The sequence below is a fragment of the Treponema sp. R80B11-R83G3 genome, from assembly GCF_054786115.1.
Genome location: NZ_BDHF01000492.1, coordinates 1 through 461, shown reverse-complemented (window position 1 = coordinate 461; position 461 = coordinate 1). Strand labels below are relative to the sequence as shown.

Here is a 461-nt window from a genome sequence, read left to right as displayed (position 1 = left end):
CAATTATACGAAGCGTTTTTTGAGGGAATTGTCCTTTGGACGATTATTTGGCTTTTCCGCAAACGAAAACCCTTTAAAGGGTTCCTGATTGGACTGTATTTTATTGGTTACGGCTTTTTCCGTTTCATTATCGAATATTTCCGCGAACCGGATGCCGACCTTGGATACCGTATAGAATTTGTAAAAAGTACGCTTCCTACCGCTTATGCCCATCCCCTGCTTAGTTTCTCAACAGGGCAGATTCTCTGTTTTATAATGATCCTTTTTGGCGCTGTTTGGCTAATTATCGCTTCGCGGCTGCCAAATAAAGAGGTTACTTATGTGTACAGTGAAGATGATGAAAAACCTCTTACAAATACTGATAAGGATGAAGCCGCGAAAGAACGCAATAAACGCCGTAAATTGCGAAAGAAACTGAAATAGCCACTTGAATAAAAATTTCATTTTCGGTACTATAAAAC

At 39.5% G+C, this 461-nt stretch carries 1 protein-coding gene; it reads left to right on the top strand.

Going from position 1 to position 461, the window contains the following annotated elements; translation table 11 throughout:
* Positions 1–423, top strand: a 423-nt coding sequence (locus ACYVRH_RS14620) for a prolipoprotein diacylglyceryl transferase family protein (RefSeq protein WP_461257591.1), incomplete at its 5' end; no start/stop codon positions are given.
* Between the last annotated feature and the right edge of the window lie 38 nt (positions 424–461).